Source organism: Acidiphilium cryptum JF-5, from assembly GCF_000016725.1.
Lineage (GTDB): Bacteria > Pseudomonadota > Alphaproteobacteria > Acetobacterales > Acetobacteraceae > Acidiphilium > Acidiphilium multivorum.
Genome location: NC_009484.1, coordinates 1,757,749 through 1,781,741 on the forward strand (window position 1 = coordinate 1,757,749; position 23,993 = coordinate 1,781,741).

At 71.0% G+C, this 23,993-nt stretch carries 23 protein-coding genes; 14 read left to right on the forward strand and 9 right to left on the reverse strand.

Going from position 1 to position 23,993, the window contains the following annotated elements:
• Nucleotides 1-138 precede the first annotated feature (138 nt).
• The 6 genes from ACRY_RS10385 (at nucleotide 139) to ACRY_RS10410 (ending at nucleotide 5,832) form a co-directional block, all read left to right on the forward strand.
• A complete protein-coding gene (locus tag ACRY_RS10385; protein ID WP_011942356.1) occupies nucleotides 139-936 on the forward strand; it encodes a glucose 1-dehydrogenase in 798 nt (265 codons plus the stop codon).
• Nucleotides 933-1,817: an NAD(P)-dependent oxidoreductase gene (locus tag ACRY_RS10390; RefSeq protein WP_011942357.1), complete on the forward strand. Its 885-nt coding sequence runs from the start codon at nucleotides 933-935 to the stop codon at nucleotides 1,815-1,817. Before ACRY_RS10385 ends, ACRY_RS10390 begins: the two co-directional genes overlap by 4 nt.
• Entirely contained in the window at nucleotides 1,814-3,328 is a 1,515-nt protein-coding gene (locus ACRY_RS10395) for a sugar ABC transporter ATP-binding protein (RefSeq protein WP_011942358.1), read from the forward strand. The genes ACRY_RS10390 and ACRY_RS10395 overlap by 4 nt, the downstream gene beginning before the upstream one ends.
• Complete coding sequence (locus tag ACRY_RS10400) at nucleotides 3,315-4,379, forward strand: ABC transporter permease (protein WP_011942359.1); 1,065 nt, start codon at nucleotides 3,315-3,317, stop codon at nucleotides 4,377-4,379. Before ACRY_RS10395 ends, ACRY_RS10400 begins: the two co-directional genes overlap by 14 nt.
• Nucleotides 4,376-5,482 (forward strand): substrate-binding domain-containing protein, encoded by a 1,107-nt coding sequence (locus tag ACRY_RS10405; protein ID WP_011942360.1) that lies wholly within the window; start codon nucleotides 4,376-4,378, stop codon nucleotides 5,480-5,482. The genes ACRY_RS10400 and ACRY_RS10405 overlap by 4 nt, the downstream gene beginning before the upstream one ends.
• Before the next feature lie 185 nt (nucleotides 5,483-5,667).
• Nucleotides 5,668-5,832, forward strand: a complete 165-nt coding sequence (locus ACRY_RS10410) for a hypothetical protein (RefSeq protein WP_013640105.1) — start codon at nucleotides 5,668-5,670, stop codon at nucleotides 5,830-5,832.
• Nucleotides 5,833-5,983: 151 nt separating this feature from the next.
• Here the strand turns inward: ACRY_RS10410 and ACRY_RS10415 are convergent, their stop codons facing one another.
• Nucleotides 5,984-7,342 (reverse strand): carbohydrate porin, encoded by a 1,359-nt coding sequence (locus ACRY_RS10415; RefSeq protein ID WP_155856364.1) that lies wholly within the window; start codon nucleotides 7,340-7,342, stop codon nucleotides 5,984-5,986.
• A 208-nt stretch (nucleotides 7,343-7,550) separates the two neighbouring features.
• Between ACRY_RS10415 and ACRY_RS10420 the strand changes: the two genes are divergently transcribed.
• A complete protein-coding gene (locus ACRY_RS10420) occupies nucleotides 7,551-8,921 on the forward strand; it encodes an MFS transporter (RefSeq protein WP_007421778.1) in 1,371 nt (456 codons plus the stop codon).
• Nucleotides 8,918-9,742 carry a metallophosphoesterase gene (locus tag ACRY_RS10425; RefSeq protein WP_011942363.1) on the forward strand — a complete coding sequence of 275 codons (825 nt, stop codon included), beginning with the start codon at nucleotides 8,918-8,920 and terminating at the stop codon, nucleotides 9,740-9,742. Before ACRY_RS10420 ends, ACRY_RS10425 begins: the two co-directional genes overlap by 4 nt.
• 21 nt (nucleotides 9,743-9,763) lie before the next feature.
• On the opposite strand, the gene ACRY_RS10430 is transcribed toward ACRY_RS10425, so the two are convergent.
• The 3 genes from ACRY_RS10430 to ACRY_RS10440 are packed head-to-tail and all read right to left on the reverse strand — an operon-like array spanning nucleotide 9,764 to nucleotide 12,666.
• A complete protein-coding gene (locus ACRY_RS10430) occupies nucleotides 9,764-10,546 on the reverse strand; it encodes an ATP-binding cassette domain-containing protein (protein ID WP_007421777.1) in 783 nt (260 codons plus the stop codon).
• 4 nt (nucleotides 10,547-10,550) lie between these two features.
• Nucleotides 10,551-11,588 carry a sugar-binding protein gene (locus ACRY_RS10435; RefSeq protein WP_007421776.1) on the reverse strand — a complete coding sequence of 346 codons (1,038 nt, stop codon included), beginning with the start codon at nucleotides 11,586-11,588 and terminating at the stop codon, nucleotides 10,551-10,553.
• A 28-nt stretch (nucleotides 11,589-11,616) separates the two neighbouring features.
• A complete protein-coding gene (locus ACRY_RS10440; RefSeq protein ID WP_007421775.1) occupies nucleotides 11,617-12,666 on the reverse strand; it encodes an ABC transporter permease in 1,050 nt (349 codons plus the stop codon).
• Between the two features lie 134 nt (nucleotides 12,667-12,800).
• Here ACRY_RS10440 and ACRY_RS10445 point away from each other — a divergent pair, with 134 nt between their 5' ends.
• Nucleotides 12,801-13,421: a hypothetical protein gene (locus tag ACRY_RS10445; RefSeq protein WP_011942364.1), complete on the forward strand. Its 621-nt coding sequence runs from the start codon at nucleotides 12,801-12,803 to the stop codon at nucleotides 13,419-13,421.
• Between the two features lie 56 nt (nucleotides 13,422-13,477).
• On the opposite strand, the gene ACRY_RS10450 is transcribed toward ACRY_RS10445, so the two are convergent.
• Nucleotides 13,478-14,590: a sensor domain-containing diguanylate cyclase gene (locus ACRY_RS10450; RefSeq protein WP_007422939.1), complete on the reverse strand. Its 1,113-nt coding sequence runs from the start codon at nucleotides 14,588-14,590 to the stop codon at nucleotides 13,478-13,480.
• A gap of 231 nt (nucleotides 14,591-14,821) precedes the next feature.
• Nucleotides 14,822-15,808 carry a GTP 3',8-cyclase MoaA gene (gene moaA / locus ACRY_RS10455; protein ID WP_043509327.1) on the reverse strand — a complete coding sequence of 329 codons (987 nt, stop codon included), beginning with the start codon at nucleotides 15,806-15,808 and terminating at the stop codon, nucleotides 14,822-14,824.
• A gap of 187 nt (nucleotides 15,809-15,995) precedes the next feature.
• On the opposite strand from moaA, the gene ACRY_RS10460 reads away from it, so the two are divergent.
• Nucleotides 15,996-16,580, forward strand: a complete 585-nt coding sequence (locus tag ACRY_RS10460; protein ID WP_035188529.1) for a DUF1013 domain-containing protein — start codon at nucleotides 15,996-15,998, stop codon at nucleotides 16,578-16,580.
• A gap of 109 nt (nucleotides 16,581-16,689) precedes the next feature.
• Here ACRY_RS10460 and ACRY_RS19120 read toward each other — a convergent pair whose 3' ends face one another.
• Entirely contained in the window at nucleotides 16,690-16,857 is a 168-nt protein-coding gene (locus tag ACRY_RS19120; RefSeq protein WP_007422936.1) for a YdcH family protein, read from the reverse strand.
• Between the two features lie 203 nt (nucleotides 16,858-17,060).
• Here ACRY_RS19120 and ACRY_RS10465 point away from each other — a divergent pair, with 203 nt between their 5' ends.
• Genes ACRY_RS10465 through ACRY_RS10475 form a run of 3 tightly spaced genes read left to right on the forward strand, consistent with a single transcriptional unit; the run spans nucleotide 17,061 to nucleotide 18,897 of the window.
• A complete protein-coding gene (locus tag ACRY_RS10465) occupies nucleotides 17,061-17,264 on the forward strand; it encodes a YdcH family protein (protein WP_007422935.1) in 204 nt (67 codons plus the stop codon).
• 20 nt (nucleotides 17,265-17,284) lie between these two features.
• The gene (gene purE, locus ACRY_RS10470) at nucleotides 17,285-17,755 is read left to right on the forward strand and encodes a 5-(carboxyamino)imidazole ribonucleotide mutase (protein WP_011942366.1); all 471 of its coding nucleotides are present in this window, start codon (nucleotides 17,285-17,287) and stop codon (nucleotides 17,753-17,755) included.
• Nucleotides 17,752-18,897, forward strand: a complete 1,146-nt coding sequence (locus tag ACRY_RS10475; protein ID WP_011942367.1) for a 5-(carboxyamino)imidazole ribonucleotide synthase — start codon at nucleotides 17,752-17,754, stop codon at nucleotides 18,895-18,897. The genes purE and ACRY_RS10475 overlap by 4 nt, the downstream gene beginning before the upstream one ends.
• Nucleotides 18,898-18,922: 25 nt before the next feature.
• On the opposite strand, the gene ACRY_RS10480 is transcribed toward ACRY_RS10475, so the two are convergent.
• Together ACRY_RS10480 and ACRY_RS10485 are read right to left on the reverse strand one after the other, a co-directional pair.
• Nucleotides 18,923-20,491, reverse strand: a complete 1,569-nt coding sequence (locus ACRY_RS10480) for a cisplatin damage response ATP-dependent DNA ligase (RefSeq protein ID WP_011942368.1) — start codon at nucleotides 20,489-20,491, stop codon at nucleotides 18,923-18,925.
• Nucleotides 20,488-21,552 carry a ligase-associated DNA damage response exonuclease gene (locus tag ACRY_RS10485; RefSeq protein WP_011942369.1) on the reverse strand — a complete coding sequence of 355 codons (1,065 nt, stop codon included), beginning with the start codon at nucleotides 21,550-21,552 and terminating at the stop codon, nucleotides 20,488-20,490. The genes ACRY_RS10480 and ACRY_RS10485 overlap by 4 nt, the downstream gene beginning before the upstream one ends.
• Here ACRY_RS10485 and ACRY_RS10490 point away from each other — a divergent pair.
• Nucleotides 21,517-23,991, forward strand: coding sequence for a ligase-associated DNA damage response DEXH box helicase (locus ACRY_RS10490; RefSeq protein ID WP_050751143.1), 2,475 nt, complete (start codon nucleotides 21,517-21,519; stop codon nucleotides 23,989-23,991). The genes ACRY_RS10485 and ACRY_RS10490 overlap by 36 nt on opposite strands.
• Nucleotides 23,992-23,993: the final 2 nt, after the last annotated feature.

Below are 23,993 nucleotides of genomic sequence, written 5' to 3' on the forward strand. Positions count from 1 at the left end.
CCTCCTTGAGCGGTGGCCCGACTTCGTGTTACGCCATCCTGTGTTACCGCTAACATGCGCCGGTTCCCGCACTTCGGCAACCATCCGGCGCCAGCCGGCGGAGCAAAAAATGCCGGCATCCGCCGGCGGATCAAAAAAATGACCGGCGCGGACCGGTCGAGGGATGGATACGTGGGACTGACTCTGTTCGACCTTTCGGGCCGCAGGGCCCTGATCACCGGCGGGCGCAGCGGCATCGGCCGCGCCATCGCCACCGGGCTCGCCGAGGCCGGGGCGACGGTCATCCTGAACGCGCGCGATGCCGGCCGGCTGGAGGCCGCCGTCGCCGAATTGCGCGCCCTCGGGCTCGACGCCCACGCCGCCTGTTTCGACGTCACCGACGCCGCCGCCACCGCCGCCGCCATCGAGCGCATCGAGGCCGACGGGCCGATCGACATCCTGGTCAACAATGCCGGCCTGCAGCACCGCGCCCTGGCGGCGGATTTCCCGCTCGACGCCTTCGACCGCATCATGGCGCTCAACGTGCGCGCCGCCTTCGTCATTGCGCAGGCGGTCGGCCGGCGGATGCTCGCCCGCAACCGCGGCAAGATCATCAACATCGCCTCGGTGCAGAGCGAGCTCGGCCGCGCCTCGATCACCCCCTACACGATGAGCAAGGGCGCGGTCCGCCAGCTCACCCGCGGCCTCTGCGCCGAATGGGGCGGGCGGAACATCCAGGTCAACGCCATCGCCCCCGGCTATTTCCGCACCGAGCTGACCGCGGCCCTCACCGAGGATGCCGAGTTCTCCGCCTGGCTCGCCGCGCGCACCCCCGCCGGCCGCTGGGGCGAGCCGGACGAGCTGAAGGGCGCCGCGATCTTCCTCGCCAGCGCCGCGGCGGATTTCGTCAACGGCCAGATGATCTTCGTCGATGGCGGGCTGACGAGCGTCGTATGACCGCGATCGGGCTGATCGGCGCGGGGGTGATGGGCGGCGCGATCGCCCGCCGCCTGCTCGCCGCCGGCTTCAGCCTGCGCGTGCACGACCGCAACCCGCCCAAGCTCGCCGCCCTCGCCGCGCTGGGCGCCCTGCCCGCCGCCACCCCGGCCGAGGCCGCGCGCGGCTGCCCCTTCGTCATTCTCAGCCTGAACGACGCCGCCGGCATCCGCGCCGTCACCTTCGGCGTCGGCGGCATCGCCGCCGCCGCCGGGCCGGAGACGCTGGTGATCGACATGTCCTCGATCGACCCGGTGGCGACCCGCGCCCTCGCCGCCGGCTTCGGAGCCGCCTGCGGCGGGCGCTGGCTCGATGCCCCGCTCTCCGGCGGCGCCCCCGGCGCGCTGGCCGGGCGGCTCACCGTGATGGCCGGCGGCACCAGCGCCGATTTCGAATCCGCCCGCGCGGTGATGGACCATCTCGCCGCCCGCTTCACCCTGATGGGCGGCACCGGCGCCGGCCAGGCGGCCAAGCTGGTCAACCAGCTGCTCTGCGGCGCCGGCTTCGCCGCATTGGCCGAGGCGATCGCGCTGGCCGAGGCCGCCGGGGTCGATGCCGCCCGCCTGCCCGAGGCGCTTGCCGGCGGCCGCGCCGACTCCGCCATCCTGCGCGAGTTCGGCGCGAAATTCGCCGCCCGCGACGAAACCCCGACCGGCCGGCTCGACAACATGGTGAAGGATCTCGCCGGCGCCGCCGGCCTCGCCGCCGAGGCGGGTCTCGCGCTGCCGCTGCTCGAGGCCGCTCTCGCCACCCATCGCGCCCGCGTCGCCGAGGGGCTCGGCGCGGCCGATACCGCCGCGCTGATGCGCGCCTTTCCCCGCAACGAGGGCAGCCCGCCATGACCGCGCCGCTGCTCGCCATGCGCGGCATCTGCAAGAGTTTCGGCGGCACGCGGGCGCTGGATGCGGTCGATCTCACCGTCAACGAGGGTGAGATCGTCGCCCTGCTCGGCGAGAACGGGGCGGGCAAATCCACGCTGATCAAGATCCTCGCCGGCGTCTACCCGATGGATCGCGGCGAGATCGGCTTTCGCGGCGCGCCGGCCACCCCCGGCGCCCTGCCGGTCCGCTTCATCCACCAGGATCTCGGCCTGGTGGACTGGATGACGATCGCCGAGAATTTCGGCCTCGCCCTCGGCTTTCCCCGCCGCCTCGGCCTGATCGACCGGCGTGCCGCCGCCCGCCGCGCCGCCGCCGCGCTGGCGGAGCTCGGCGTCGATCTCCACCCCGAAACCCGCATCCGCGACCTCGCCCGCGCCGAGCGCGCCTTGGTCGCCATCGCCAGGGCGCTGGCCGGCGAGGGCGAGATGCTGGTGCTCGACGAACCCACCGCGAGCCTGCCCGCCGCCGAGGTCGAGCGGCTGTTCACGGCCCTGCGCCGGCTGCGCGCCAAGGGCGTGGGGATGCTCTACGTCTCCCACCGGCTGGACGAGGTGTTTGCCCTGGCCGACCAGGCGGTGGTGCTGCGCGACGGGCGGCTGGCGGGGGCCGGCGCGGTCGCGACACTCGATGCCGGGGCGCTGATCGGCATGATCGTCGGCCGCGCCGTCGCCCGCCATCGCCGCGCCGATGCCGCACCCGGCGCGGTCCGGCTGGAATGTCGCGACCTCTCGGTCGCCGGCGGCCCGCCGGTGAACCTTTCGGTCCGCGCCGGGGAAATCCTCGGCCTCGCCGGCCTCGTCGGCGCCGGGCAGGAGCGGCTCGGCCGCGCCCTGTTCGGCCTCGCCCCGCGCACCGCCGGCCGCCTCCTGCTCGACGGCGCCGATGCCGCGCCGGACTCCCCGCAGGCGGCGATTGCGCTCGGCATCGGCTTCGTCGCCGGCGACCGGGTGGGCGAATCCACCGCGCCGCGCCTTTCGGTCGCCGAGAACGCCTTCCTCAACGCCTATGCCCACGGCATGAAGCCGCTTTCCATCGTCCCGCCCGGCCGCCTTGCCCGCCGCGCCATGGCCCTCGGCCGCGCCGTCGGCCTGCGGCCGAACGATCCCGCCCTGCCGATCGAGCAGCTCTCCGGCGGCAACCAGCAGAAGGTCGTGGTCGGCCGCTGGCTCGACCAGTCCGCCCGCCTGCTGGTGTTCGAGGACCCGACCGCCGGCGTCGATGTCGGTGCCAGGGCCGACATCTACCGCCTCTTCGCCGCCGCCGCCGCGTCCGGGGCGGCGATCGTCGTCGTCTCGTCGGATTTCGAGGAGATCGCCGAATTGTGCGACCGCGCGCTGGTCTTCGACCGCGGTGCGGTGGTCGCCGAGATCGCCGGGGCGGCGCTGACCATGGAACGCCTGCTCGCCGCCGCCTCCGCCGGCATCGCGGCGGCACCACCTGAAGCCGGGGAGATCCGCGATGGAATCGCTTAAGTCCGACGCGCTGGAGCCGAGCGGCGCCGAGCGCGCCGCCCTGCCGCGCGCCGAACTCCGCCGCCGCCTGCTCACCGTCTATGGCCTGCCGATCCTCACGGTGGCACTGATCGTGCTGTTCTCGCTGCTGCTGCCGGACACTTTCCCCACGGCCGGCAACATGCGGGCGATCTTCGTGGTGAAATCGGTCGTCGCCCTGCTCGCACTCGCCGCCCTGCCGCCGATGATCGCCGGGCGGATCGACCTGACCGTGGGCTACGGCATCGTGCTGTGGTCGATCATCGCGATCAGCCTGCAGGTGCAGTATCACTGGCCCTGGCCGCTGGCGGTCCTGGCGGTGCTCGTCCTCGGCGGGCTGTTCGGGCTGATGAACGGCATGCTGGTCGAGATCGCGCAGATCGACAGTTTCATCGCCACACTCGGCACCGGCACCATCATCTACGCCCTCGCCGAATGGTATACCGGCGGCGAGCAGGTGGTCGGCACGCTGCCCGCCGCCTTCACCGCCATCAACGACGGCCGCCTGTTCGGCCTTGTGCCCTTCCCCGCGCTCTACGTGCTGGTGGTGGCGCTGCTGCTCTGGCTGGTGACCGAGCGAATGCCGCTCGGCCGCGTGCTCTACGCGATCGGCGCCAACCGCCGCGCCGCCGAGCTGAACGGCATCGCGGTGCGCCGCCACGTCATTCTCGTCTTCGTCGCCTCCGGCGTGCTGACCGCCTTCGCCTCGGTGGTGCTGGCGGCACAGCTGCGGATCGGCGCGACCAGCCTCGGGCTGAGCTACCTGCTGCCCGCCCTGGTCGGCGCCTTTCTCGGCTCGACCACGATCCGCCCCGGCCGGGTGAACGTGTGGGGCACGGTGGTGGCCGAGCTGCTGCTCGCGGTCGGCATTTCCGGGATCGAGCAGCTCGGCGGCGCGTTCTTCGTCTCCAGCCTGTTCAACGGCGTCACCCTCGTGGTCTCGATCGGCCTGGCCGGTCTCGCCCAGCGGCGGCGCGGCGGTCTCATCAAGGCGGCGCCGCCGGCGCCCGCCGCAACCGGGGAGGACTCATGAAAAGGAAAACCACCTTGCTGGCGGCGCTTTCCGTCGCCGGCTTCGCGACACCGGCGCTGGCCGCGCCCTCGATGCTCGCGACCGCGCGGCAATATGTCGCCGCCGCGACCAATCCCGCCCTGCCCTATACCGGGCCGGCCACCGGGCCGAAGGCGGTGGAAGGCAAGTTCATCGTCTATGTCTCGTCGAACCAGTCGAATGGCGGGGCGCGCGGCGTGGGCGAGGCGGTGCGCGCGGCGGCGAAGGCGATCGGCTGGCGCTTCCGCCTGCTCGACGGCAAGGGCACGGCGGCCGGGCAGAACGCCGCCCTGTCCGAGGCGATCGCGCTGAAGCCCGCCGGCATCGTCCTTGGCGGGCTGGATGCGACGCAGTCCGCCCCCTTCATCGAACAGGCCGACAAGGCCGGGATCAAGGTGGTCGGCTGGAATGTCAGCCCGCACCCGGGGCCGATCGCCAAGCCCGCCATCGTCTACAACGTGGCGCAGGACCCGCTGGAGGTCGCCCGCGCCGCCGCCCTCTACGCCATCGCCCGCTCGGACGGGCATGCCGGCGTCGTCATCTTCACCACCAGCGAATTCTCGATCGCGCTCGCCAAGTCGAACCGGATGGCGGCGATCATCCGCGCGTGCAAGGGCTGCCACCTGCTCGGCATCGAGAACGTGCCGCTCTCCTCCACCGCGACGCGCATGCCCCAGGTCACCGCCGCCCTGCTCGCCAAATACGGCAAGAGCTGGACCTATTCGCTCGCCATCAACGACCTCTATTACGACTACATGGCCCCCGGCCTGTCCGCCGCCGGCCATCGCGGCGACGGCCCGCCCTACAACGTCTCGGCCGGCGACGGCTCGCAATCCGCCTTCCAGCGCATCCGCTCGAAACAGTTCCAGACCGCGACCGTCGCCGCCCCGCTGGAGCTCGAGGGCTGGCAATGCGTCGACGAGCTGAACCGCGCCTTCGCCGGGCAGAAGCCGGTCGCCGAGCCCGACCCGGTGCACCTCTTCACCCCCGAGAACGTCAACCAGGACGGCGGTGCGAAGGACGTGTTCAACCCGCCCAACGGCTACAAGAAGGTGTTCCTGCGGATCTGGGGCCGCGCCGGCTGAAACCGGCGCCGCCATCCCCCGCCCCGCTTCCCATCCACCGTCTCGCGGGGCGGGCACCGCGCCCGCCGCGAACCAGCCGCGCCGATTTCGCAACACGCATGGCGCGACAATTCGACTATCAGCAAAACCAGCAGTTGCGGCCGGCCCGGAGTCCGGCCGCGCGGAACCGCGCGAAGGAGACGTCCATGCCCACCACCATCGAACTGACCGACCGCATCGTCTTCGACCCGCACGTCACCACCCTGCGCCGCGGCATCGCCCGCTGGCAGCAGGCGGAAAACCTCGCCGTGCTGTTCGCCTATGCCGGCTTCGCCGCCGCCCCCCTGCTGCTCGCCGCCTTCGCCCGCTGACCGCCGCGCCTCCATCCCATTGATAAAGACGCTCTAGTGTCCCGAATCTGAAATCCATCGGATTTCAGATTCACAGTGGACACTTGAAAAAACAATAGTTTAGTGGCCTGCTTGTCCCTGAAATTCACCCACGAATTTCAGGGGCAGGACACTAGAACACCACCGTCACCTCCACCTGCCCGACCACGGCGTCCGGCTCCGCCTTCGCGCCATCCAGCGGATCGGGAATCCCGCCGCCCGGCCGGACGATATACTGAACATCCGGCGTCACGCTCAGCCAGGGCGCCACCTGCGCCGTGTAATCGAGTTCGAGATCGGTCTCCGCCCCCGGCACCGGCGCGCGCGCCCCGCCGAGCCGGTTCTCCGCCCGCACCAGCGTCGCCGCGCGCGGGCTGATCCGGTCCCACGACACCGCGACCGCCGCCGCATCATGTGGCCGCCCGCGGAACGTGCCGTCCAGCACCAGCCCCGCCTGCGCGTCGAGCGAGATCAGGTTACGGTCCGGCGGTGCGGCGGCCACCCGCGCGAAGCCCCGCAGCCGCCGCCCGCGCGCGCCATGCCAGAGCGTCTGCGTATCCCCGGCATAGATCACGTCATCCCCCCGGTCCTGCCGCGCCGGGCCGGGATCGATGCCGACGGCCGCCAGCGCCAGGCTCTGCCCGGTCACGCTGTAGAGCAGGTCCGGCCGGCTCAGCGTGTCGTACAGCCCACCGACCAGCGCCATGCCCCGGCCGAGCCCCGGCAGGCGGTAGCGGACATCCGCCTCGCCGATCACCAGCGCCCCGGCATTCAGCGGAAAGCCGAGGCCGCCCGCATCCCGCGCCGGCGGCGCCGGCCCCTCCAGCGGTTGCCCGAGCGGATCGCCGCCGAACAGCCCCACCCGCAGCCGCAGCGCCCGCGTCGCCTGCACCGCCACCATCGCCCCCGGCCCCTCGTAGGAAAACGCCGGCCCGCCGCCCGGCAGGTTGTCCGCCATGATGTTGCGGTAGGTGAAATTGGAATTCACCAGCGCCGCCGCCGCCGGGTTCTGGTCGAAATTCTCGTCGATCCCGAACTTCCCGAGCTTCACGTGCACCGCGTCATGCGCCGCCTTCCAGCTCAGATAGGCATCGCCCAGCCGCGCCCCGCCCGGCGCCTCCTCATAGGCGAGCCCGCTCAGGCTCTGCACGTCATGGCCCGACGGTCCGCGCCCCTGCACCAGCCAGGCCGAGACATAGGCCGAAAGCCCCGGAATCCCGGCATACCGCCCCAGCGCCACCCGCGCCGACAGCGTCATCAGCGCGGCGACCGAGGTGCCCTGCCGCGCCCCGCCGCCCAGCACATCCGAGGGCACCACCTGCTCCACCGCGCCGAGCGCGACGCCCCGCCGCGCGAGATCGCTCCGCACCCCGCCCCAGTCGCCGAACAGGTGCTTGCGCGTCCAGACCGACCCCTGCGCCGCCGCCGGGCGCGGCGCGAGACAGGTCAACACGGCAAGGCCCAGGGCGGCGGCGCGAACACGATTCGGCATGACGGTGAATTTCCGCCGTCCGGGCGGTCGCGCAACCCGTCCGCACGCGCTCGTCATCTGACGAAGCCGTGTGCCCGGCGTCACCGGACTGTCCCGAAACCTTCACCGTAGCGTCACCCACCCCGCGCCGCTTCTGCCCTAAGCAGGCGGCCAGCCACCCGCCCGCCGGGCGAATCCCGCCGCATCCCTGTGCAAAAAGGCCGAATCCATGCAGCGTTCCTCCCTCGCCATCCTCGACGACCAGTCCTTCGGCACCTTCCACTGGCGCGCCGTGTTCACCACCGGCATGGGCGTGCTCGCCGACGGCTACGACCTGTCCTCGATCGGCATCGTCCTGCCGACCGTGCTCGCCTCCTTCGGCCTGACGAAGATCGACAGCCTCGAATCCGGCCTGCTCGCCGGCTCCGCCCTGGTCGGCGCCGCCCTCGGCGCGCTGATCTTCGGCTTTCTCGGCCAGCGCGGCCGCAAGACCTTCTACGGGCTCGACGTCGCGCTGATGGCGATCGCGGCGGTCGCCCAGGCCTTCGCCCCCAACCTCGCCTGGCTGATCGCGATCCGCTTCATCCTCGGCATCGGCGTTGGCGCCGACTACGTGCTCTCCCCCACCATCATGGCCGAGCACGCCAACCGGCGCGACCGCGGCCGCGCCCTCGGCGTCGGCTTCTGCCTCACCTGGTGGCTCGGCGCGGCCCTCGCCGGCCTGCTCGCCCTCGTCCTGCACGCGCTCGGCGTGGCGCCGGACATGGTCTGGCGCATCGTCCTCTCCGCCGGCGCGCTGCCCGCGCTCTCGGTGCTCTGGCTGCGCCGCCGGATGCCGGAGACCGCGCGCTACCTCGCCCGCGTCGCCGGCGACCAGGATGCCGCCGAAACCGTCATCCGCGGCATCACCGGCACCGGCCACGCCGCCCCCGAGGCCGACCGCCGCGAGGTGATGGCGGTGCTCCGCCGCCATGCCGGGCAGATCTTCGCCGCCGCCCTGCTCTGGTTCATCTTCGACATCGTGATCTACTCGACCGTCCTGTTCGGCCCCTCGCTGATCGCCCACGGCCTTGGCCTGAGCCCGACGATGTTCTCCCTGCTGATGACCTTCGCCTTCATCATGCCGGCGGTGCTGATCGGCGCCTTCGCCCTGCTCGACCGCTTCGGCCGCAAGGCGGTGCAGATCGGCGGCTATGCCGGCGCCGCCCTTCTCCTCGTCATCTTCGCGCTGATCCACAAGGATATCGGCCAGAACCCGGTGCTCGGCCTCGTCGTCTACGGCCTGTTCAACGTGATGATCATGGGCCCCAGCATGGTCAGCGGCGCGGCGATGCTCGGCGTCGAGCTGAGCCCGACCCGCATCCGCACCATGGCGCAGAGCTTCACCGTGGTCGGCGGCCGCCTCGGCGCCTCGCTCAGCGCCTTCGTCTTCCCGCTGGTCTTCGCCAAGCTCGGCGAGGTGGCGGCGATCGGCGTGCTCGCCGGCCTCTCGGTCCTCGGCGCCATCCTCACCTACGCGCTGATCCCCGAGACCGCCGGCCGCTCGCTCGAAGACCTGAACGACGAGGCCGAGGCCCTCGCCCCCGCGGCCGCGCAATGAGCGGCGGCCCCGGCGCGCCGCCGCTGCTGGTCGCCCAGTTCTCCGACCTGCACCTGCGCGCGCCGGGGCTGACCGCCAACCGCATCGTCGAGACCAACATGCTGGCGGCGCGCGCCTTCGCCGCCTTCGCCGCCCTCGCCCCGGCGCCGGACGCGCTGGTGATCACCGGCGACCTCGCCGACCGCGGCGAGGCCGAGGCCTACCGCCTCCTCGCCGGGCTGATCGAGCGTCATGTCCGGGTGCCCGTCATCCTCATCCCCGGCAATCACGACGACCGCGCGGCGATGCGCGCCACCCTCGGCGACCGCCTCGCCGCCGATGACGAGGCCGGCGTCAACCGCCCGGCGGAGCACCTGCCGGTCCGCCTCCTGCCGCTCGACAGCACGATCGGCGGCGAGAGCCACGGCCGGCTCGGCGACGGCCAGCTCCGCTTCCTGCGCGACCGGCTCGCCGCAGATCCCCGCCCCGCCGCCATCCTGCTGCACCACCCGCCCATCGCCACCGGCATCGCCCACATGGACGCGATCGGCCTCGAGAACGCCGCCGCCCTCGAAGCCGCGATCGCCCCGCACGCCGCCCGCGTCGCCGGGCTCTGGTGCGGCCATGTCCACCGCATGATCCACGGCCGCCTCGCCGGCGCGCCGGTGGTCATCGCCCCCTCGGTCGCCCACCAGGTGCAGTTCGACCTGACGCCGGACGGCCCCTCCGCCCTCGTCCTCGAACCGCCCGCCTTCGTGATGCACCGCTGGGACGGCGCGTCCTTCACCTCGCAGATGGTCTTCGTCGATTCCTATCCGGGCCCGTTCCCGTTCCTCTCCTGAGCGCCGCTGCGGCGACAGGCCTTACGAGTGCCCCGCCTCCCGCACCGTCATGCTCTCCGAGACGGCGACGCCGGTGATCATCCCCACCACGTCGTTCATCGTCACCGCCGCCCGCTCGACGAACCCGGCCCGCCGCCCGTGCCGCAGCACGAAGATCCGGTCCGACACCTCGAAGATATGCGGCATCGAATGGCTGACCATCACCACGCCGAAGCCCCGCGCCCGCAGTTCCAGCACGAGGTCGAGCACCCCGCGCGACTCCCGCACCCCGAGGGCCGCGGTCGGCTCGTCGAGGATGACGACCTTCCGCCCCCACAGGATCGCGCGCGCCACCGCCACACTCTGCCGCTGCCCGCCCGACAGCAGGCCGACCGGCTGGCGCGTCGATTTCAGGTTCACCTTCAGCGAGGCGATATGCTCCTCCGCCGCCCGCCGCATCCGCCTCTTGTCGAGGAAGAAGCGCGAGATCGGCCCGCTGCCGGTCCATTCCCGGCCGAGGAACAGGTTCGCCTCGGCGTCGAGTTCCGGCACCACCGCCAGGTCCTGGTACACGGTCTCGATCCCCGCCTCCCGCGCGTCGTGCGGCGAGGCGAAGCTCACCGCCCGCCCGGCGAAGCGGATCTCCCCGGCACTCGGCCGCACCGCGCCCGACATGATCTTGACCATGGTCGACTTGCCGGCCCCGTTGTCGCCGACCAGCGAGACGATCTCGCCGGCCGCGACCTCGAAATCCACCGCGTCGAGCGCCCGCACCGGGCCGTAATGCTTGGCGATGCCGTGCAGGCTCAGGATCGGCTCGGCCATCGCCTCAGCCCATGCAGCCGATCGGCGCCTCCCGGAACGCCTTCGCCGCCCCGGCCGGCGTCTTCGCCTCGTCCCACAGCTTCACCCAGTGCGCCGCGTTCGCCTTCGTCACCACCGGCATCGCCTGCGGCACCAGCGTCGGATAATGGCACTTCTTGTTGGTCAGCATGTTGTGGATGATGGTGACGGTCTGATACCCCCAGCCCCAGTAATCCTGGCCGACCAGCGCCTGCACGTAGCCCTTCTCGACCAGCGGAATCTCCGGCGCCAGCACGTCCGAGCCGATGATCTTCACCTTGCCGCGGTTGGCGATCAGCTTGGGCATGGCCGAGAGCTTGCCGAAGAACGCCACCGCCGCGACATCGACGATCGCGCCCGCGTCGGGATGCGCGGTCAGCACGTTGTCGATCAGCTCCTGCGCCTTGGTCAGGTCGTCATTGTCGAAATACGGGCCGAGGAACTCGATCCCCTTGTGCTTGCCCATCACCTGCTTCACGCCGGCCAGCCGCGCGTTCAGGTTGGTCGCCCCCGGCCCGCCGGAAATCAGGATCACCTTGCCCTTGGTGCCCATGAATTTCAGCGCCTGCTCGCCCATCGAGACGCCCATCTTGGTATTGTCCACCCCGTAATAGACCTGCCGCTTGCTGCCCGGCACGTCCGAATCCCAGGTGATGGTGACGATGCCCTTCTCCACCGCCTCGTTGACCGGGGCGATCAGCGGCTGCGGCGCGTTGGCGTCGATCGCCATGCCATCGACATGCCGCGTGATCAGGTTCTGCACGATCTCCGCTTCCTGGCTCGCATCCGACGAGGCCGAGGCGGTCCAGATCAGGTCGACATCGCCAAGCTCCTTCGCCCGCTGCATCGCCCCGTAATGCGCCGTGTAGAACACCGGATTGTCGAGCGATTTCGGCACCACCGCGATCGTGTAGCGCTTGTTCGCGCGGGCGATCGCGGGCATCGCGAGCCCCGCCGCCGCCCCCGCGCCGGCGAGTTTGAGAATGTCGCGCCGCCCGGCGCGGATGAGCGTGTTTCTGGTCATGGCGTTATCCTCCTGTCTTTGTTCGGTTTCAGGCGATGCGCACGCGTTCGAGCCTCCTGCGCAGGATGTCGATCGCCGCGGCGGCGACGATCACGAGCCCGGTGATCAGCTGCTGCCAGTAGCCGGCCAGCCCGAGCAGGACGATGCCGTCATTGATCACGCCGAGCAGCGCCGCACCGATCAGCACGCCCGGAATCGTGCCCCGCCCGCCGGCGAGGCTGGTGCCGCCGATGATCACCGCGGCGATCACCTTGAGTTCGTAGCCGGTGGCGGCATCCGGCAGCGCCGTGCCCGATTTCGCGGTCAGCAGCATCCCGCCGATCGCGGCGAGCACGCCGGAAATCACGTAGAGCCGGATCTTCAGCCGGTCGACGTTCAGCCCCAGCAGGCGCGAGGCCTGCTCGTTGCCGCCAAGCCCGTAGACATGCCGGCCGAACGGCGTGCCGGTCAGCACGACATGGACGATCACGCCGAAGCCGAGCATCACCAGCACCGGCACCGGAATGCCGAGCGCCGTGCCGGTGCCGAGCGCCGAGAAGGCGTTGCCCGCCGCATCGCTCGGCGCCGTCACCGCCATCCCCTGGCCGATCCCGAAGGCCAGCCCCCGCACCACGCTGAGCGAGCCGAGCGTGGTGATGAACGGGTTGAGCCCGATGCGGGTGATCACCAGCCCGTTGGCCAGCCCCACCGCCGCCCCGGTCGCGAGCCCCGCCAGCAGCGCCAGCGCAAGGTTGCCGCCCGCCGCCAGCACCATGGCCGAGATCATGCCGGCCAGCCCCATGGTCGAGCCCACCGAAAGGTCGAGCCCGCCGCCGATCATCACCAGCGCCTCGCCGAACCCGGCGATGCAGATCCACGAGAAATAGACCGCGACGGTGCCGATGATGTTGTCTTCGGTGAAGAAATACGGCGTCGCCAAACTCAGCAGCGCCGAAATCGCGACCAGCGCGATCAGCACGCTCACCCAGGGCAGGAGCAGGATGTCGATCCCCCGCCGCGCCAGGCTCGGAGCTGGCGATGCCGGACCGATGCCGGACGTGTCTGGCGCCGGTTCCCGGCCCCGCAGTCGCTCCCCCATGAGCAGATTCCCGTTTCGGGTGTTCGTTAACTTATAAAAATGAGCCTATCGGCGCGGCTTTCCGTCTGTCAAGTCAAACAATCGAGCGCCGCACTGCCTTGCCCACCCCCCGCCCTTCGTGGTGCTCTGCTGGCATGGACGCCGCAGCACCACACCCCGACGCCGCTGCCCTGTATCCCGACGGCGCTGCCCTGGCCGCCCGCCTCGAGGCGATCGTCGCCGCGCTGTGCGAGGTGCTGGCGGCGAAGGGCCTGGCGCGCGGCATGACCGGCGCGCTGATCGTGCTGGTCTGGACCCGGCTGCGCCGCCTCGCCGCCCGCTTCGCCACACTTTTGCTCCGCCCCCCGGCGCCGCCGCGCTGCCGCAATTTCGCTCCGCGCCGCCCGGCGCCAGACACCAAACGCCCCGCGACACCGCGCCCCCTGCCGCGCGGCCGGTTCTGGCTCCGCCGCGCCCTGCCCGAACTCGCCGGCGTCACGGCGCAACTCGCCCATCTCCTCGCCGAACCCGAGATGGCGGCGCTGCTCGAAGCCCGCCCCGCCACCGGCCGCGCGCTCCGCCCGCTCTGCCACCTGCTCGGCCTCCGCCCGCCGCCTTCGCTGCGACTGCCCCGCCCGGCGTCCATTCCGCCCGCGCCCCGCCCGCCAGCACTTCAGCCACAGGCCAACCCGCAAGCCGCCGCGCCGGTTCCGCGCCCGCGACCGCCACGCCGCCGTCCCTTCCGCCCGCCCCGCCCCGCCGCGTTTCGCGCCTGAGCAGCCGCATCCCGGCACGCCCTTATCGTTACGATTTCAAAATGAGAATGGAGCGTTCAGCCGGCCCGGAGCATGGCCGGTCCCAATGCCGGCCGCTCGTCCTTCGCCCGGTACAGCCGCATATCCGCCTGCACCAGCAGGTCGTCGAGCGTGGCGCCGCCGGCCCCGGCACCGCTGATCCCGATGCTGACCGCGGCGGCCAGCCCGCGCGCGACCCGCGTCTGCGCGAAGGCAAGGCGGATCCGCTGCGCGATCGCCGCCGCGACCTCCGCCGAGCCGCCGACGATCAGGATCGCGAATTCGTCGCCCCCCAGCCGCCCGACCACGTCGCCTTCCCGCACGCTCTCCACGCAGATCCGGCCAAGCTCGCGCAGCAGCCGGTCGCCCTCGCCATGGCCGAGCGTGTCGTTGATTCCCTTGAACCCGTCGATATCCAGCACCAGCAGCATGCAAGGCGCCTCCCGCAGGCAGCGCTCCGCGCGTGCGGTAAAGCCGCGGCGGTTCAGCACGCCGGTCAGGAAATCGGTGCGCGCGACGTCGTGCAGGTCGTGTTCGCGCCACGAGCGGACCAGATGGCTGATCAGCAGCGCGTCGCAGAACATGAACAGCATGCCCTCGATCGCCGTGCCGTAGAGCCAGAAGCGGTACACCGCCGGGCTGCCGTAGAACAGCAGGGCGACCGCGCGCACGAGAACGAAGATCGCATGCCCGAACGTCGCCCCCGCCAGCGGAAGCCGCGCCAGCGCGCGGACCGGCGCCCGCAGGATCTCGGCCAGGATCAGTCCGAAAATCGCCTCGATGAACAGCGTCTGCGTCACCATCCGCAGCCACGGCGCGTCGCCGAAGGGCAGCACCGCGCTGACCGCCAACCAGACGACGCCGGGCAGCAGCACCTGCCAGGGCGCCGCGCGCCGCCCCCTCAGCCGCCGCGCCCCCGCCCACATGACGCCGAACCCGGCGAGATTCAGCCCCGGCCCCAACCCGTAGCCGAGCCAGGGCCAGGCCGCGTGCCCGAAAACCACCGTCGCAATCCCGGCCGCCACGGTGAAATAGCTCAGGCTCCACCATTTCAGCGTGGCGCAGCCGGACAGCATTCCCGTGGCCAGCAGCAGGGTGCCGCCGACCAGTATCATGCCATCGAAGAACAGATAGAAAGATGTGAGCCCCATTCCCCGATGCCCAGGCGATTCAGCTTAGACCTGCCCAAATACAGGCCGAACGAAGGCCACCAATTCTTATGACCAGACTGAAAACATGCAGTTCTTAAGGAATTTTTATTATTTTGACCGAGTTCTATTTCCGAAGATCTCTATCCACGATCATATCGATTGTCAAATTTATTTCTCGTGACTCAAGAACAGGATGAAACCGTCCCACCGCGCCCGGCGAAGGCCCCCGGCCTATCCGCCGGTCACGCTCATGTGCCGGGCCACCGCCGGCGCCTGCCCGGCGCGGTCGATCACGAAATCATGCCCTTTCGGCTTGCGCGCGATCGCATCGAGGATCGCCTGGCGCAGCACCGCGTCATCGTCCGAGCCGCGCAGCACGGCGCGCAGGTCCGCCGCGTCGTCCTGGCCGAGGCACATGTAGAGCGTGCCGGTGCAGGTCAGCCGCACCCGGTTGCAGCCCTCGCAGAAATTATGCGTGAGCGGGGTGATGAAGCCGAGCCTCGTGCCGGTCTCGGCGACGTCGAAATACCGCGCCGGCCCGCCGGTCACGTAGTCGGTCGGCGTCAGCGTCCAGCGCGCGGCGAGGCGCTGGCGCACGGTGGAGAGCGGCAGGTACTGGTCGGTCCGGTCCTGGTCCACCTCGCCGAGCGGCATCGTCTCGATCAGGCAGAAATCGAAGCCGTGCCGGCCGCACCAGTCCAGCATGGCGTCGAACTCGTCCTCGTTCACGCCCTTCAGCGCCACGGCGTTGACCTTCACCCGCAGCCCCGCCGCCTTCGCCGCCATCACGCCGTCGATCACCTGCGGCAGCCGGCCCCAGCGGGTGATCGTGCGGAATTTCTCCTCGTCCAGCGTGTCGATCGAGACGTTCACCCGCTTCACCCCGGCCGCGACCAGCTCGTCGGCGAAGCGGCCGAGCTGGCTGCCATTGGTGGTCAGGGTCAGCTCGTCGAGCCCCTGGCCGATCCGCTGGCCCAGCCGGTTGATCAGCGCCATCACCCCGCGCCGGACCAGCGGCTCGCCGCCGGTCAGCCGCAGCTTGCGCACGCCGAGATCGACGAAGGCGCCCGCCAGCCGCTCCAGCTCCTCGAGCGAGAGCAGGTCCGCCTTCGGCAGGAAGGTCATGTCCTCCGCCATGCAGTAGACGCAGCGGAAATCGCACCGGTCGGTGACCGAGATGCGGAGATAGGTGATGGCGCGGCCGAACGGATCGATCATGTCTGTCATCTTTACTCTCGCGCCCGCAAACGCAAGTCCCGTTTCCGGCCGGCACCGGGGCGCAATGCGGCATTTCTCCGCCCGTGGCTTGACCCGGGCAATATCTCTGCACCATATGCACGGCAATATTAAGACGGCGTGTCCGCCGCGCCCGTCCGGCCGACCGCCGCTCTCTCTCTGAGGTATGATGATGACGCTGCCCCTGATGCCGAAGGCCACCGCCGTGTGGCTGATCGAAAAGACCGCCTTGAGCTTCGAGCAGATCGCCGATTTCTGCGGCATGCATCCGCTCGAGGTGCAGGCGATCGCCGATGGCGAGGTGGCGCAGGGCATCGTCGGCTACGACCCGATCGCCAACAAGCAGACCACCGCCGAGGAAATCCGCCGCTGCGAGGCCGACCCCAAGGCCCGCCTCAAGATGCTCGACGCCGCCATCCCCGGCGGCCGCCGCACCAAGGGCGCGCGCTACACCCCCGTCGCCAAGCGGATCGACCGGCCGGACGCCATCGCCTTCATGCTGCGCAACTACCCGCAGGTGCAGGACGCGCAGATCGTCAAGCTGCTCGGCACCACCAAGGACACGATCCAGAAGGTGCGCGACCGCTCGCACTGGAACAGCGCCAACATCAAGCCGCGCGACCCGGTGATCCTCGGCCTCTGCAAGCAGTCCGACCTGAACGACGTGGTCTCCGCCGCCAATGCCCGCGCCGAGCGCGACGGCGAGCCGGTGCCGCCCCCGCCCGTGCCCGAGAGCGGCGACGAGGCGGCCTGATCCCGGGACGACGAACCCGGACCGGAGATCCCGGCCCGGGCGATGATGTTCAGATGATCTTCATCGGCGCGGCGGCGTCCTGCCGCCGGTTTCCGGACTGCCGCGCGCCTCAGCGCGCCTGAATTCGCTCCATCTCTTCCTTGAGACGAAGTTTCTCCAGTTTGAGTCGGGCGAGATTGTCCTCATCCGGTCGCGGCCGCCGGTCCTCCTCCGTGATCCGCATTTCCAGGCCGGCGTGACGCTGCTTGAGGGATTCAAGTCTCGCTTGCAGGCTCATCCTCGACTCCTTTCCGAGTGTGGATCGTTGCGGCGCCCGCCTTCCGGTGCCCGGAGCGGGCGCCTGAAGCGAATCTAGTCCTGCACGCGGCGGTTGTCATCAGACTTTTACAAAAGTCATCCCGCCGAAATTCGCCCCGGCGCGGGGCGGTTGCGGCAAATCCGGGATAGGCCAGCCTCCCGCGCCTGTGCTAGAAGCCGACCATGCTGACCGACAAGGATAATCTGCTCCGCCAGCTGCATGGCCTGCGCAGCGAGCACCGGGACCTCGATTCCGTGATCGCCCGGCTGGGCGACCAGCCGACGATCGACCAGCTGCAGATCCAGCGGCTCAAGAAGCGCAAGCTGCTGCTGCGCGACCAGATCCTCCGCCTCGAAAGCCGCCTGATCCCGGACAGCATCGCGTGACGCCGCGCATCGGGATCATCATGGGCAGCCGGTCGGACTGGCCGACCATGCGCCACGCCGCCAACACGCTGGAAGCACTCGGCATCCCCTTCGAGGCCCGCGTCGTCTCCGCCCACCGCACGCCGCTGCGCATGGTCGAGTATGCCCATGCCGCACGCGGGCGCGGGCTGGCCGCGATCATCGCCGGCGCCGGCGGGGCCGCGCACCTGCCCGGCATGGTCGCCGCCCTCACCCCGGTGCCGGTGCTCGGCGTGCCGGTGGAGAGCGCGGCGCTGAAAGGGGTGGACAGCCTGCATTCCATCGTGCAGATGCCCGGCGGCGTGCCGGTCGCCACCTTCGCGATCGGCAAGGCCGGGGCGATCAACGCCGCCCTCTTCGCCGCCGCCATGCTGGCGGTGACCGACAAGGCCATCGAGGCCAGGCTCGACGCCTGGCGCCGCGCCCAGACCGACAACGTGCCCGACCTGCCCGAGGACCTGCCCACAGAATGACCGGTTTTCCGCTTCCCCCCAACGCCACGATCGGCATCGTCGGCGGCGGCCAGCTCGGCCGCATGTCCGCCATGGCGGCAGCCCGGCTCGGCTATCGCTGCCATATCTTTTCTCCGGAACCCGACGCCCCGGCCTCGCAGGTCGCGGCGGCGACGACCCGGGCGGATTACGACGACAACGCCGCCCTGCTGCGCTTCGCCGATGCGGTGGACGTGATCACCTTCGAGTTCGAGAACGTCTCCGCCGAGGGGCTCGACCTGCTGGCCGATCGCCGCCCGGTGCGGCCGGGGCCGGAAATCCTGCGGATCAGCCAGGACCGGATCGCGGAGAAGAGCTTCCTCAACGAGGCCGGCATCGGCACCGCGCCCTGGGCGCCGGTGAGCAGCATGGCGGAGCTGACCGCCGCCATCGCCGCGATCGGCCTGCCCGCCGTGCTCAAGACCACCCGCCTCGGCTATGACGGCAAGGGCCAGGCGCTGATCCGCACCGAGGCGGAGGCGGAGATGGCCTTCGGCCTGCTGCATCCGAAGCCGCTGATCCTGGAAGGCTTCGTCGATTTCGCGGCGGAGGGGTCGGTCGTCGTCGCGCGCGGGGCGGATGGGACGGTCAGCGCCTTCGACATGGTCGAGAACCGGCATCGCGACCATATCCTCGACCTCACCCTGGCCCCGGCCCCGTTCGACCCCGCGGTGCGGGAGACGGCGCGGGAGATGGCGCGCCTCGTGGCCGAGCGGATCGGCCTGGTCGGGCTGCTCGCGGTGGAGTTCTTCATCGACCGCGACGGCAGGGTGCTGGCCAACGAGATCGCGCCGCGACCGCATAATTCCGGACACTGGACGATCGATGCCTGCCCGGCCAGCCAGTTCGAGCTGCATATCCGCGCCGTCGCCGGCCTGCCGCTGCCGCCGGCGATCCGCCATTCCGACGCGGTGATGAAGAACCTGGTCGGGCCGGAGGACATCGCCCTCTGGCCGCGGATCGTGGCGACGGTGGGGCTGATCCCGCATCACTACGGCAAGACCGCCGCGCGGCCGGGGCGCAAGCTCGGCCATGTCAACGTGCTGTTCCCGCATGGGGCGCTGCCCGGCGAATTCGGCATCCAGGCGGCGCTCGGGCCGCTCGCAGGCGGCACGGATCAGTGAAGCTGCCGCTCTCAAGCGGCCCGGACTAGCCGGGCAGGAGCAAACGCGCGGTCTCCAGCGTGTCCGCCTCAGCGGCCGGCTTGTCCTCGCGGATGCGCAGGATGCGCGGAAAGCGCAGCGCGATGCCGGATTTGTGGCGGGTCGAGCGCTGCGCCGCGTCGAACCCCACTTCCAGCACGATCGCCTTCTCCACCTCGCGCACCGGGCCGTAGCTCGCGACCGTGTGGGCGCGGATCCAGCGGTCGAGCCGTTGCAGCTCGGCATCGGTATAGCCGGAATAGGCCTTGCCGACCGGCACCAGCGCGCCCTCCGCCGTCCAGACGCCGAACGTGTAGTCGGAATAATAGGAGGAGCGCTTGCCGTGGCCGCGCTGGGCATACATCAGCACGCAGTCGAGGCTGAGCGGGTCGCGCTTCCATTTCCACCAATGGCCCTTGGGGCGGCCGGCGAGATAGGGGCTGTCGGCGCGCTTGAGCATCAGCCCCTCGATCGCGGCATCGCGGGCGCCGGCGCGCAGGGCGGCGAGATCCTCGGCCGCGGCGAAAGGGATCAGCTCCGAAAGGTCCATCCGCGCCGGGGCGGTGCGGGCGAACCAGGCTTCGAGCCGGGCGCGGCGGGCATCGAAGGGCAGGCCCCGGAGGTCGGTTTCGCCCTCGAACAGCATGTCATACAGCCGCACGCCGACCGGGTTGGCGGCGCGGAGTTTCGCCGGGACGCTCTTGCGGTTGAGGCGCTGCTGGAGATCGGCGAAGGGGGCGACCGCGCCATCGCGGATGACCAGCAGCTCGCCATCGAGCACGGCGTGGAAATCCATCGCCGCGACGATTTCGGGGAAGGCGGCGGAGATGTCTTCCGCGCCGCGCGAATAGAGCCGGCTGCCGCCGGGGGTGGACACGAGCTGGACGCGGATGCCGTCCCATTTCCATTCGGCGCGATGGGCGGACCAGTCGAGTGTCGCGAGGTCGGCCGCCTCGATCGGGTGGGCCAGCATCGGCGGGCGGAAGACGGGGGCCGCACCGGGCGCGGGGCGCGGGGCGCGGCCTTCCAGCCAGTCGAACAGCGCGGTGTAGGGCGCCTCCAGCCCGTGCCAGACTTCCTCGATCTCGTCGGCCTCGACGGCGAATTGCCGGGCCAGGGCGAGTTTCGCCAGCCGCAGCGAGGCGCCGACGCGCAGGCCTCCGGTGATCAGCTTGATCAGGGCGATCCGCGTCGAGACGTCGCTCGCATCGAGCCAGCCTTCGATCAGCGCCGGGATTTCGGCGCGCGGCGCCGCGCGCAGGGCGGCGACGAGATCGGGCAGGCCGGGCGGCGCCGGGCGCGCGGCCGGCGGCCAGAGCAGGGCGATGGTCTCGGCGAGGTCGCCGACGAAATCGTAGGAGAGCGCGAACAGCTCGGGATCGGTGCGGGCGGCGGCCAGCTCGCGCAGCACGGCGGGTTTCGCGCCGGGAAAGTCGAGCGCGCCGGCGATGGCGGCGAGCGCGTAGCCGCGCTCGGGATCGGGGCGGTGGGCGAAGTAATCGGCGAGGAGCGCGATCTTGGCGTTGCGCCCGGTGGTGTAGAGCAGGCGTTCCAGCAGATCGGCGAAGGGTTTCATTCCTGCTCCGCCTCGTCGCCATAGCCGATCAGGCTGAGCGCGCGGCCGCGCCGGCCCATCAGCGAGAGCTGGCGCAGCAGGGCCGCCTCGGCGCCGTGGGTGACCCAGATTTCCGGGGCGGCGACATCCTCCACCGTGGCGAGCAGTTCGCCCCAGTCGGCATGGTCGGAGATGACGAGCGGCAGTTCGACGCCGGAGGCCTTGGCGCGCTGGCGCACCCGCATCCAGCCCGAGGCGACGGCGACCACCGGATCATCCAGCCGCCGCGCCCAGCGATCCGCCACCGCGGAGGGCGGGGCGAGGACGATGGCGCCTTTCAGCGCGTCCTTGTCGGCGACCGTGGCGGGGCGGAGATCGCCCAGGGGCACGCCGAGGGTTTCGTAGAGGTCGCAGAGTTTTTGCAGGGCGCCGTGGAGGTAGATCGGAGCGTCGTATCCGGCTTCGCGCAGCAGGGCGATCAGCCGCTGCGCCTTGCCGAGACCGTAGGCGCCGACGAGATGGGCGCGGGTGGGGAAGATCGTCATGGAGTGGAGCAGTTTCGCGATTTCCGCCGCGGCGTCCGGATGGCGGAAGACCGGCAGGCCGAACGTCGCCTCCGTCACGAACACGTCGCAATTCACCGGGACGAAGGGCGCGCAGGTGGGATCGCGCCGGCGCTTGTAGTCGCCCGAGACCACGGCGCGGCTGCCTTCATAGTCCAGCACCACCTGGCAGGAGCCGAGGACATGGCCGGCGGGGATGAGGGAGACGCCGACGCCGTTGATGCGGACGATCTCGCCCGGTGCGGCCGCCTGCTGCGCCGCGCCGGCCCGCGCCTCGCCCATCCGCACCCGCATGATCGCAAGCGTCTCGGCGCTGGCCAGCACATGGCGATGGCCCGGCCGGGCATGGTCGGCATGGCCATGGGTGATCACCGCGCGATCGACGGCGCGGGTGGGGTCGATGAAGAAGTCGCCCGGCACGCAATGGAGCCCTTCGGGGCGAGGGTGCAGCCAGGTTTCGGGATGCGGAGGCATGGCGGGAAGATGGGGGCGGATTGCAGGTTTCGCCAAGTCTGCCATGTCTGGCGCGTGACCGCCCTGCCCCACCGTTTCGCCGACTGGTTCGCCGCGCGCGGCTGGACGCCGCGGCCGCACCAGCTCGCCGTGCTGGACGCGGCGCGGCGGGGAAAAAACGCGCTGCTGATCGCCCCCACCGGCGGGGGCAAGACGCTGGCAGGGTTCCTGCCCAGCCTGATCGCGCTGGCGGACGATCCGCCGGAGGGGCTGCACACGATCTATGTCAGCCCGCTGAAGGCGCTGGCGACCGATATCGCCCGCAATCTCGAAGCGCCGGTGGCGGAGATGGGCCTGCCCATCCGCGTCGAGACCCGCACCGGGGACACGCCGGCGAACCGGCGGGCGCGGCAGCGCGCCCGGCCGCCGCACATTTTGCTGACCACGCCGGAGAGCCTCGCCTTGCTGCTCTACGATCCCGAGGCGGCGTCGCGCTTCACGGGGCTGGCGAGCATCGTGATCGACGAGGTGCACGCGCTGGCCGGGACCAAGCGGGGCGACCAGCTCGCGCTCTGCCTCGCCCGGCTCGCACAACTCGCGCCGGGGGCGGTGCGGATCGGGCTGTCGGCGACGATCGCGCATCCCGAGGCGATCCGCGCCTGGATCTCGCCGGATGGCAAAGGCGGGGCGACCGCGCTGATTACGGGCGAGGCCGGGGCGGCGCCGGAGATCGGGATGCTGATCGGGCCGGCGCGGATGCCGTGGTCCGGCCATATGGGGCTGATGGCGGCGGAGGCGGTGCTGGCGCGCATCCGCGAAGCGCGGATGACGATCGTGTTCGTCAACACCCGCGCCCAGGCCGAGCTGATGTTCGAGGCGCTGTGGAAGCACAACGACGAGACCCTGCCGATCGCGCTGCATCACGGCAGCCTCGCGGTGGAGCAGCGCCGCCGCGTCGAGGCGGCGATGGCGGGCGGAAAACTGCGCGCCGTGGTCGCGACCTCGTCGCTCGATCTCGGCATCGACTGGGCGGGCGTGGACCAGGTGATCCAGATCGGCGCGCCGAAGGGGGTGTCGCGCCTGCTGCAACGGCTCGGGCGGGCCAATCACCGGCTCGACGAGGCCTCGCGCGCGCTGCTCGTGCCCGCCAACCGCTTCGAGGTGCTGGAATGCGCCGCGGCGATCGAGGGGGTGGCGGCGCAGGATCTCGACGGCGATCCGCCACGGCCGGGCGGGCTCGATGTGCTGGCGCAGCACGTGCTGGGCTGCGCCTGCGCCGCGCCCTTCCACCCCGACGACCTGTTCGCCGAGATCACCGCCGCTTCCCCCTATGCCGCGCTGGCGCGCAAGGATTTCGACGACGTGCTGCGCTTCGTCGAGGATGGCGGCTACGCGCTCGCGGTCTATGAGCGATATCGGCGGCTGTTCCGCGACGCCGAGGGGGTGGTGCATGTCCGCAACGAGGCGGTGGCGCGGCGGCTGCGGATGAATATCGGCACCATCGTCGAGGCGCCGGTGCTGAAGGTGCGGCTCGGCGGCGGGCGCGGCGGGATCGTGCTCGGCGAGGTCGAGGAATATTTCGCGGCGATGCTCTCGCCGGGCGACACGTTCCGCTTCGCCGGGCGGTTGCTGCGCTTTCTCGGCATTCGGGAGACCAGCGTGCTCTGCGCCGAGGGCGGCACGGGCGAGCCGAAGATCCCGGCCTATGCCGGCGGGCGGATGCCGCTTTCGACCAACCTCGCCGACCGGGTGCGGCGAATGCTGCACACGCCCGCCACCTGGGACCGCTTTCCCGCGCCGGTGCGCGAATGGCTCGGCCTGCAGGCGGCGCGCTCGGCGCTGCCGGCGCCGGACGACCTGCTGGTGGAGACGTTTCCGCGCGGCGGGCGGTGGTATCTCGTGGCCTATTGCTTCGAGGGGCGGCAGGCGCACCAGGCGCTGGGCATGCTGCTGACCCGCCGGCTGGAGCGGTTCGGCTTCCAGCCGCTCGGCTATGTCGCGACCGATTACGTGCTCGGCATCTGGTGCGCGCGCGAGCCGACCGGGATCGCCCGCCTGTTCGAGGAGGACCTGCTCGGCGAGGATCTCGAGGCGTGGATGGCGGACAGCTCGATGCTGCGGCGCAGTTTCCGCAATGTCGCGGTCATCGCCGGGCTGATCGAACGGATGCATCCGGGCGGCGAGAAGAACCGTAGACAGATCACCATCAATACCGATCTGATCTACGATGTCCTCCGCAAGCATGACCCGAGCCATATTCTCCTCCGCGCCACCTGGGCCGATGCCGCGCACGGGCTGGTCGATCTCGCCCGCATCGCCGGCATGCTGGCCCGCGCGCGCGGGCGGGTGCATCACCGCGCCCTGCCCCGGGTCTCGCCGCTCGCCGTGCCCGTCCTGCTCGAGATCGGCCGCGAGCGCGTCGGCGGCGCCGAGGCCGAGGAGGCGCTGCTCGGCGAGGCGGAAGCCCTCGTCGCCGAGGCGATGGGGACGGACACTCTGGCCTAACG

What these genes read in the sequence shown, in the direction of transcription:
- ACRY_RS10435 (WP_007421776.1), bottom strand. Translation starts at nt 11,588, where the DNA reads ATGACCAGAAACACGCTCATCCGCGCCGGGCGGCGCGACATTCTCAAA.
- purE (WP_011942366.1), top strand. Translation starts at nt 17,285, where the DNA reads ATGGGCAGCCGGTCGGACTGGCCGACCATGCGCCACGCCGCCAACACG.
- ACRY_RS10385 (WP_011942356.1), top strand. Translation starts at nt 139, where the DNA reads ATGACCGGCGCGGACCGGTCGAGGGATGGATACGTGGGACTGACTCTG.
- ACRY_RS10390 (WP_011942357.1), top strand. Translation starts at nt 933, where the DNA reads ATGACCGCGATCGGGCTGATCGGCGCGGGGGTGATGGGCGGCGCGATC.
- ACRY_RS19120 (WP_007422936.1), bottom strand. Translation starts at nt 16,857, where the DNA reads ATGAGCCTGCAAGCGAGACTTGAATCCCTCAAGCAGCGTCACGCCGGC.
- moaA (WP_043509327.1), bottom strand. Translation starts at nt 15,808, where the DNA reads ATGATCGATCCGTTCGGCCGCGCCATCACCTATCTCCGCATCTCGGTC.
- ACRY_RS10440 (WP_007421775.1), bottom strand. Translation starts at nt 12,666, where the DNA reads ATGGGGGAGCGACTGCGGGGCCGGGAACCGGCGCCAGACACGTCCGGC.
- ACRY_RS10465 (WP_007422935.1), top strand. Translation starts at nt 17,061, where the DNA reads ATGCTGACCGACAAGGATAATCTGCTCCGCCAGCTGCATGGCCTGCGC.
- ACRY_RS10490 (WP_050751143.1), top strand. Translation starts at nt 21,517, where the DNA reads ATGGGGGCGGATTGCAGGTTTCGCCAAGTCTGCCATGTCTGGCGCGTG.
- ACRY_RS10430 (WP_007421777.1), bottom strand. Translation starts at nt 10,546, where the DNA reads ATGGCCGAGCCGATCCTGAGCCTGCACGGCATCGCCAAGCATTACGGC.
- ACRY_RS10460 (WP_035188529.1), top strand. Translation starts at nt 15,996, where the DNA reads ATGATGACGCTGCCCCTGATGCCGAAGGCCACCGCCGTGTGGCTGATC.
- ACRY_RS10420 (WP_007421778.1), top strand. Translation starts at nt 7,551, where the DNA reads ATGCAGCGTTCCTCCCTCGCCATCCTCGACGACCAGTCCTTCGGCACC.
- ACRY_RS10415 (WP_155856364.1), bottom strand. Translation starts at nt 7,342, where the DNA reads ATGCCGAATCGTGTTCGCGCCGCCGCCCTGGGCCTTGCCGTGTTGACC.
- ACRY_RS10405 (WP_011942360.1), top strand. Translation starts at nt 4,376, where the DNA reads ATGAAAAGGAAAACCACCTTGCTGGCGGCGCTTTCCGTCGCCGGCTTC.
- ACRY_RS10450 (WP_007422939.1), bottom strand. Translation starts at nt 14,590, where the DNA reads ATGGGGCTCACATCTTTCTATCTGTTCTTCGATGGCATGATACTGGTC.
- ACRY_RS10395 (WP_011942358.1), top strand. Translation starts at nt 1,814, where the DNA reads ATGACCGCGCCGCTGCTCGCCATGCGCGGCATCTGCAAGAGTTTCGGC.
- ACRY_RS10400 (WP_011942359.1), top strand. Translation starts at nt 3,315, where the DNA reads ATGGAATCGCTTAAGTCCGACGCGCTGGAGCCGAGCGGCGCCGAGCGC.
- ACRY_RS10475 (WP_011942367.1), top strand. Translation starts at nt 17,752, where the DNA reads ATGACCGGTTTTCCGCTTCCCCCCAACGCCACGATCGGCATCGTCGGC.
- ACRY_RS10445 (WP_011942364.1), top strand. Translation starts at nt 12,801, where the DNA reads ATGGACGCCGCAGCACCACACCCCGACGCCGCTGCCCTGTATCCCGAC.
- ACRY_RS10410 (WP_013640105.1), top strand. Translation starts at nt 5,668, where the DNA reads ATGCCCACCACCATCGAACTGACCGACCGCATCGTCTTCGACCCGCAC.
- ACRY_RS10425 (WP_011942363.1), top strand. Translation starts at nt 8,918, where the DNA reads ATGAGCGGCGGCCCCGGCGCGCCGCCGCTGCTGGTCGCCCAGTTCTCC.
- ACRY_RS10480 (WP_011942368.1), bottom strand. Translation starts at nt 20,491, where the DNA reads ATGAAACCCTTCGCCGATCTGCTGGAACGCCTGCTCTACACCACCGGG.
- ACRY_RS10485 (WP_011942369.1), bottom strand. Translation starts at nt 21,552, where the DNA reads ATGGCAGACTTGGCGAAACCTGCAATCCGCCCCCATCTTCCCGCCATG.